This is a genomic window from Thermostichus sp. OS-CIW-29 (genome assembly GCF_054058195.1).
Genome location: NZ_JBSSAB010000011.1, coordinates 67,496 through 73,495 on the forward strand (window position 1 = coordinate 67,496; position 6,000 = coordinate 73,495).

At 59.3% G+C, this 6,000-nt stretch carries 5 protein-coding genes; all 5 read left to right on the plus strand.

The genetic code is table 11. From position 1 onward, the window contains the following. Window positions 1-94 precede the first annotated feature (94 nt). A complete protein-coding gene (cobM, locus tag ACVWZJ_RS06020) occupies window positions 95-895 on the plus strand; it encodes a precorrin-4 C(11)-methyltransferase (protein WP_457387315.1) in 801 nt (266 codons plus the stop codon). A 188-nt stretch (window positions 896-1,083) separates the two neighbouring features. After that, window positions 1,084-3,180 carry a tetratricopeptide repeat protein gene (locus ACVWZJ_RS06025; protein ID WP_457395286.1) on the plus strand — a complete coding sequence of 699 codons (2,097 nt, stop codon included), beginning with the start codon at window positions 1,084-1,086 and terminating at the stop codon, window positions 3,178-3,180. 38 nt (window positions 3,181-3,218) lie between these two features. Beyond that, window positions 3,219-4,046, plus strand: coding sequence for a sulfurtransferase (locus ACVWZJ_RS06030; RefSeq protein WP_457395289.1), 828 nt, complete (start codon window positions 3,219-3,221; stop codon window positions 4,044-4,046). Further along, complete coding sequence (locus ACVWZJ_RS06035) at window positions 4,043-5,221, plus strand: NAD(P)/FAD-dependent oxidoreductase (protein ID WP_457395292.1); 1,179 nt, start codon at window positions 4,043-4,045, stop codon at window positions 5,219-5,221. The genes ACVWZJ_RS06030 and ACVWZJ_RS06035 overlap by 4 nt, the downstream gene beginning before the upstream one ends. A gap of 167 nt (window positions 5,222-5,388) precedes the next feature. Next, window positions 5,389-5,871 carry a Fe-S cluster assembly sulfur transfer protein SufU gene (gene sufU / locus ACVWZJ_RS06040; RefSeq protein ID WP_011434254.1) on the plus strand — a complete coding sequence of 161 codons (483 nt, stop codon included), beginning with the start codon at window positions 5,389-5,391 and terminating at the stop codon, window positions 5,869-5,871. The last annotated feature ends 129 nt before the right edge of the window (window positions 5,872-6,000 follow it).

The window sequence follows — 6,000 nt, forward strand, 5'->3', positions numbered from 1 at the left end:
TGAGCCTCCAGATAAGTTCCCTTGGAATCCAGTTTGAAAAGACTTTGGAAAAGGGATCTTCAAAGAGGCCCTTGAAGGGGTAGGAAGCAAGCAAATGCGCGAACCGACGTCGTGGCCTGTCTACATTGTCGGGGCTGGCCCCGGGGATCCGGAGCTGATTACCCTGCGGGGGCAAAGGTTGCTGGCGGAAGCCGATGTAGTGTTCTACACAGGTTCTTTGGTGCCAGAGGGAGTGCTGGCCCATTGTCGCCCTGGGGTTGAGGCCATTGACACCCGCTCCTTCACGCTGGAAACGCTGCTGCCGCAAATTGTGGAACGGGTCAAGGCGGGGCTGCGGGTGGTGCGGCTGCAGGATGGGGATCCCTGCCTTTACGGCGCTCTGCACGAGCTGCTGATCCGGCTGGCGGAGGCAGGGATCCCTTTTGAGATCGTGCCGGGAGTAAGCGCCTTTCAATTGGCAGCCGCCCGTTTGCAGGTGGAGTTGACCATACCCAAGTTGGTACAGACGATTATCCTCACCCGCGCCAGCGGTCGCACCCAGGTACCGGAAGCAGAAGCCCTGGCCAGTCTGGCAGCCCACCGCGCCTCTTTGTGTCTATATCTGAGCGCCCGCCACGTAGAACAAGCGCAGGCAGATCTGCTGGCTCACTACCCCGCCGATACCCCGGTTGCCGTTTGTTATCGCTTGGGTTGGCCGGACGAACAGATCTGGCTGGGATCCCTGGCCGAGATGGCCGCCCTCACCCGGCAAGCCGGCTTAGAACGCACAGTGCTCTATCTCGTCAGCCCTGCCTTGAAAGGCTTGTCAAGCTCCAGATCTGCCCGCTCGCGGCTCTACAGCCCTGACCACACCCACCTCTTCCGTCCCAGAATGGGCCGGCAGCCCCGTTTGTAACAGGCTCTTTCAGTATATTGACGGACTCCGGCAGATTGAGCACAATGAGGCAGCAAGATGAGGTCAGAGGCCTGGACTTCTGGCGAGGGGGTACTCGTTTTTGCCGAGAGAAGTGGATCTCTCTTGGATTGGAGTTGTTACAAGACCATTTTTTCACTCTCTAACTTAACTTTGCGAACTCTAACTTTATGGCTGGCTCATCTGCTGCTCGCAGCGTGGAAACTCTGATCAAGGCTCTGCAGAAGGCCCTGGCCCCCCTGCCAACCCGTTCGGCCCTGAAGCAAGATGTCCTTTACCTCATGGTGGATCTCCCACAGCAGGGGATGTTTAGCCGCTCTATGGTGTTGCATCGAGTTGCCAGCCAATTGGGGGGCTTGCCTGTGCAGGGAGTTAGCCAACTGGTGGTGTACGGTCGGCTTCAGGGGGAAACACAGCCGCAGTGGAAAAAAGTCTTCTACTTGTCCTCTGGGGAAAGCAGTGCCGATGCCACGCAGATTGTATTACCGGGCACCAAGATTTCTGAGATCAAGGTGCTGGAGGCCCAAAAACCTGTTGTGGATCCCGACCACAACTCCGATTTTCGCAAAGTTAAAACTCTGGGGGCACCGGTTCCCAAAATTCAGAAAGAGCGCTGGCCAGAAGCGGCTCCAAGCCAGGCCTCGGTTGGCCATGCCCCTTCCCAAGACGGGATCCCGACCCCTCTGCCTACAACTGCTCGCCCCAGTTCTCCTATCGACGTTCTGGCCAACTTTCCGACACTTGATCAATGGTTGCACAATCAATGGTTGCACAGGCCTGCTCTAAGGCCCTTCTTGGGGGGAGCTCTGGCTTTGTCTCTCCTGCTGGGGGCTGGGTTGGTGGTGCGCTCTTTTGGGCAAGCCGATGTTCCTGCCCGAGCCAGATCGCTGGGGCTGGGGATCCCGCTGTTGATCTTGGCTGCAGGGGGGGGCTGGCTGGGTTGGCAAGGCCGGCGTGCCATCAACACCTTTGAGCGGGAGGGATCCCAGGATTCCTTTACAGAAGGGCTGTCCTTTTTACAGGCTAATCCAATTCCTGAGGCAGTGGAGCGGTTTCAGGAGGCTGTGCGGCAACAGCCGAATCATGTCGAGGCCCACATTGAACTGGCCCATCTGTTGGCAAAAACCAACCGACTGCAGGAGGCATTGAGCCACTACCAACAGGCCAAACACCTGAACCCGAACTGGAGCGGCATCAACACCCACCTGGTGGAAACCCTGAAGGCTCTAGCACGGCAGTGGCTGGCCCAGCATCAGCCGGATGAAGTTCTGGCCCACTTACCCGAAGCATTCCCCCTCACCCAGGGATCCGCCCAAGCTGAGATCTATAGCCTGCTCGGCCAAGCCTGGGCAGAGAAGGGCAACTGGGCAGAAGCGTTGGCCCAGCAACAAAAGGCCCTGGGGCTGGATCCCCACTTCAGCGAGGCTCATCTCTGCATTGCTCAAATTCGCCTCAAGCTGGGGCAATGGGACGAGGCCATCGATTCCTGTTGGGCTGCTTTGGAGTTGAATGATCGCCTGGGCCTGGCCCACGCTGTGATGGGACAAGCGCTGATGCGCAAAGGACAGCTAAAAGCGGCAATCGCAGCCTTCCGAACTGCTCTCAACCTGGATCTCGCTCCTGAGTTGGCAGCCGCTGTGCGGGTGGATCTGGGTTTGGCAATGGTACATGCAGGCCATCTGGCTCAAGCCAGCCAGGAGTTCAGCCAGGTGATCTTCAATGGCCAGTTCAAAAGACAGCAGGCTCGCGCCTACTACGGCTTGGGCCTGGTGTTGGCAGGCCAAGAGCAATACAGCGAAGCCATCAAGAACTACCGGCGGGCTTTGGAGCTAGCCCCCGATCTGCACGCAGCGATGGCCGCCACTGGCCTAGCCTACTTGGGGCCCAAACAACGGGATGCCTCTGGGCGCAAGTTCATCCAGCCCCAACAGTTGCAGCAGGCTATGCAGCAGTTTGAACAGGCCCTCCAAGGAGATTCAGAGTTGCCGGAAGCTCACTTTGGCCTGGGCGAAGTGGCGCGCATCAAGGGGGATCTAACCTCGGCGGAGGCCAGCTATCGACGGGCCATTCGCAGCAATGGCAGCTATGGAGCAGCTCACTATCGTCTGGGATCCATCCTTGCCCGCCAAGGCAAGCTGGAGCAGGCCATTGAACACTTTCGCTCGGCTTTGGAAATCGCTCCCAACTTCTCCGAAGCCAGAGTGAGCCTGCAACGGCTTCTCTCCAAACAGATGGAAGAGGCCCATACCGGCCTACTCGTCCCGTAAGGTGGGATAGGATCTTCCAGTTAAGGTTCTCTCAACCCATGACACCAACGCCAGGTTGGGTGGTCAGCCCTGCAACCGCCATCCAGCTCATCCAACAAGGGGCAACGCTTCTGGATGCACGCAGTGCGGAATTGCAAGCCGACGGGATCCTGAAGGGTTCAATTCCGGTGAACTGGACGGAGTTTACTCAACCAGAGGCTGCCAACAGCGGCAAGCTGTTGGCAGATGATGCCCTTCTCACCGAAAAGCTGCAGGGCCTTGGCGTGTTTCAGGGGCGTCCGGTGGTGGTGGTGGCCGATCCGCTGCGGGGTTGGGGAGAAGATGGCTGGATCGTTTGGATGTTGCGCAGCTTGGGTCATCCCCAGGCAGTCATGGTAGACGGGGGCTATCCGGCCCTGGTGAAGGAGGGAGTGCTGACCACAACCCGACAAAGCGCCGACGAACCGCAACGGGGCGACTTTGTAGTGCGGCGAACCGACCGGTGGGAGATCGACCGGGACACTCTGCGGGCCAGCCTTGGCTCCGACCGTGTGGCCATCCTCGACAGTCGCGAAGCCCAAGAATACAAGGGAGCCACCCCCTATGGTGAGGCGCGCGGTGGACACATCCCCGGCGCTGTGCATCTCTACTACAAGGAGCTGATGGATGCGGCGGGATCCCTATTGCCGCCCGATGAAATTCACGCCCGCCTGCAAAAAGCCGGGATCCCTCCAGAAGCCGAGATCATTGCCTACTGCACAGCTGGGGTTCGCTCCGCTTGGGTCACGGTGGTTTTAACCCACGTGGGCCGGCAGGCCAAAAGCTATTCCGGTTCCATCCTGGAATGGGCGGCCGGGGATCCCCAGCGGTTCCCGCTCCAGCCATGAGGGGATCCCTGCCCACTGTGATCTTGGCCGGATGTGGCTATGGAGCCATCGACGCCTTGCGGGCGCTCAAAGGGCAGGCACGGGTGATCGCCATCAACCCCTATCCCTACAGTGTTAATTCAGGCATGTCCACGCGGCTGCTGAGTGGTCGGTTTTCTCTAGAGCTGGTGCGGATCCCTTTGCTGGAGCATATTCAAGCCAACGGCGCCCAGTTTTTGCCGGGGCGAGTCACCCACATCCAACCCGAAGCTCGAACCCTGACCCTGGAGAGTGAAGCCGGGATCCAAACTCTGGCCTACGACTATCTGTTGGTGAATGTGGGCCGGGAGTTGCGCCCCATCGATGGGATCCAACATGCCTTTACCATTCGACCGGCAGAACAATTGGTGGCCGCCCAAACCTGGATCCGGCAGTGCTGGCAACGGGCAGCCCAGGGGGATCGGACGCCGGGCCTGCTGACCTTTGTGGTAGCGGGAGGAGGCTGTACCGGCACAGAGCTGATGGGGGAACTCTACGATCTTTGCCGGGAAATGAGCGCAGAAACAGGGATCCCCTTAGCTCAAGCCCGGCTGATCTTGATCCATCGCCAGGCCCATCTGGTCGAGGGCTTCTCGGAACCCTTCCGCCGGGCGGTGGAAAGGGAAATCCGCCGTCTGGGGGTGGAAATCTGGGCCGGATGTCAGGTGAAAGCCTTTGGGCCGGAGCACGTGTGGCTCTCGGATGGCACCGAGTTGATAGCTCAGACCCGCCTGTGGGCAGGTGGCTTCCAGGTGCCGAGCTGGTTGAGCACCTGCGGCTTGCCAACAGGGCCGACGGGAGCCCTGCTCGTGGACAAATACCTGCGGGTGCAAGGCTCAGAGCACATCTTGGCGGTGGGGGACTGCGCTGACTTTGTTTGGGGATCCCGCCTCTTGCCCAAGATCGGCGTGTACGCGGTGCGCCAGGGGCCAATTGCAGCCCAAAACCTGCTGCGGCTCATCCGCGGCCAACCTCTGATCCCCTACCGACCGCAGGCCACGGTTTTTGTTTGTGTAACGGTGGGGAACCGCGTTGCCGTTGCTGAGAAAGGCAGGCTGGTCTGGCGCGGCTATGCAGCCACGGTGCTGAAGAACTTTTTTGATTGGCTGTACATGCGCAAACTTAAGCCCCTGCGCTGGCAGGAGTTTTTCTACTGACTCAAGCTCTACCAAGAACGGGGTTAAGATCAAAACCAGATGGGCCAGGTCGGGCTCGCTTCCCAAATCCTGAATATCTGAGAACTATGGCTATTCCCGGCGGCAATGGGCTATGAGCGGATCGACTTTTGCCGACCGGCCAGAGCAGCGACCAACCAGGAGCAACAATGCCTCTAGATAACCTGCGCGGACTCTATCAGCAAGTCATTCTGGAGCGGTACAAAAAGCCCCACAACTTCGGCAGAGTGGATCCCGTCCACCGCCACCAACGTGGCCACAACCCCTCCTGTGGCGACACCATCGACCTCACCTTACAACTGGATCCCAGCCAGGAGCGGATTGTCGATATCAAATTCGAGGGGGCAGGCTGTGCCATTGCCCTGGCTTCTGCCGATCTCATGGCGGATGCGGTGCGGGGGCGCACCATCCCCGAAGCTCTGCAGTTGGTGGAGCGCTTCCAAGCCATGATGCGCGGTGGCGAAGAGTTCCCGCGGGAGCAACGGGCTTTGAACGCCATGAAAGGGGTAGCCCAATTTCCAGTGCGCATCAAATGCGCCAACCTGGCCTGGCATGCGCTCAAATACGCGCTGGAATCGCCCGAACCCCAGGCCAATGGGTCGGCCTTTGTGAGCAACGAAAACACCGACTGACCAAAAGGCGCGGCAAGCCCCGTCCTTCAGGGCAGGGAAGGATAGCGCGAACCGTAGCCTATATCGTTGTCATCACGCATAGGTCAAGAATACGATTGAGCGGTGCAACGACTTCAAGCCTTCAAGTAC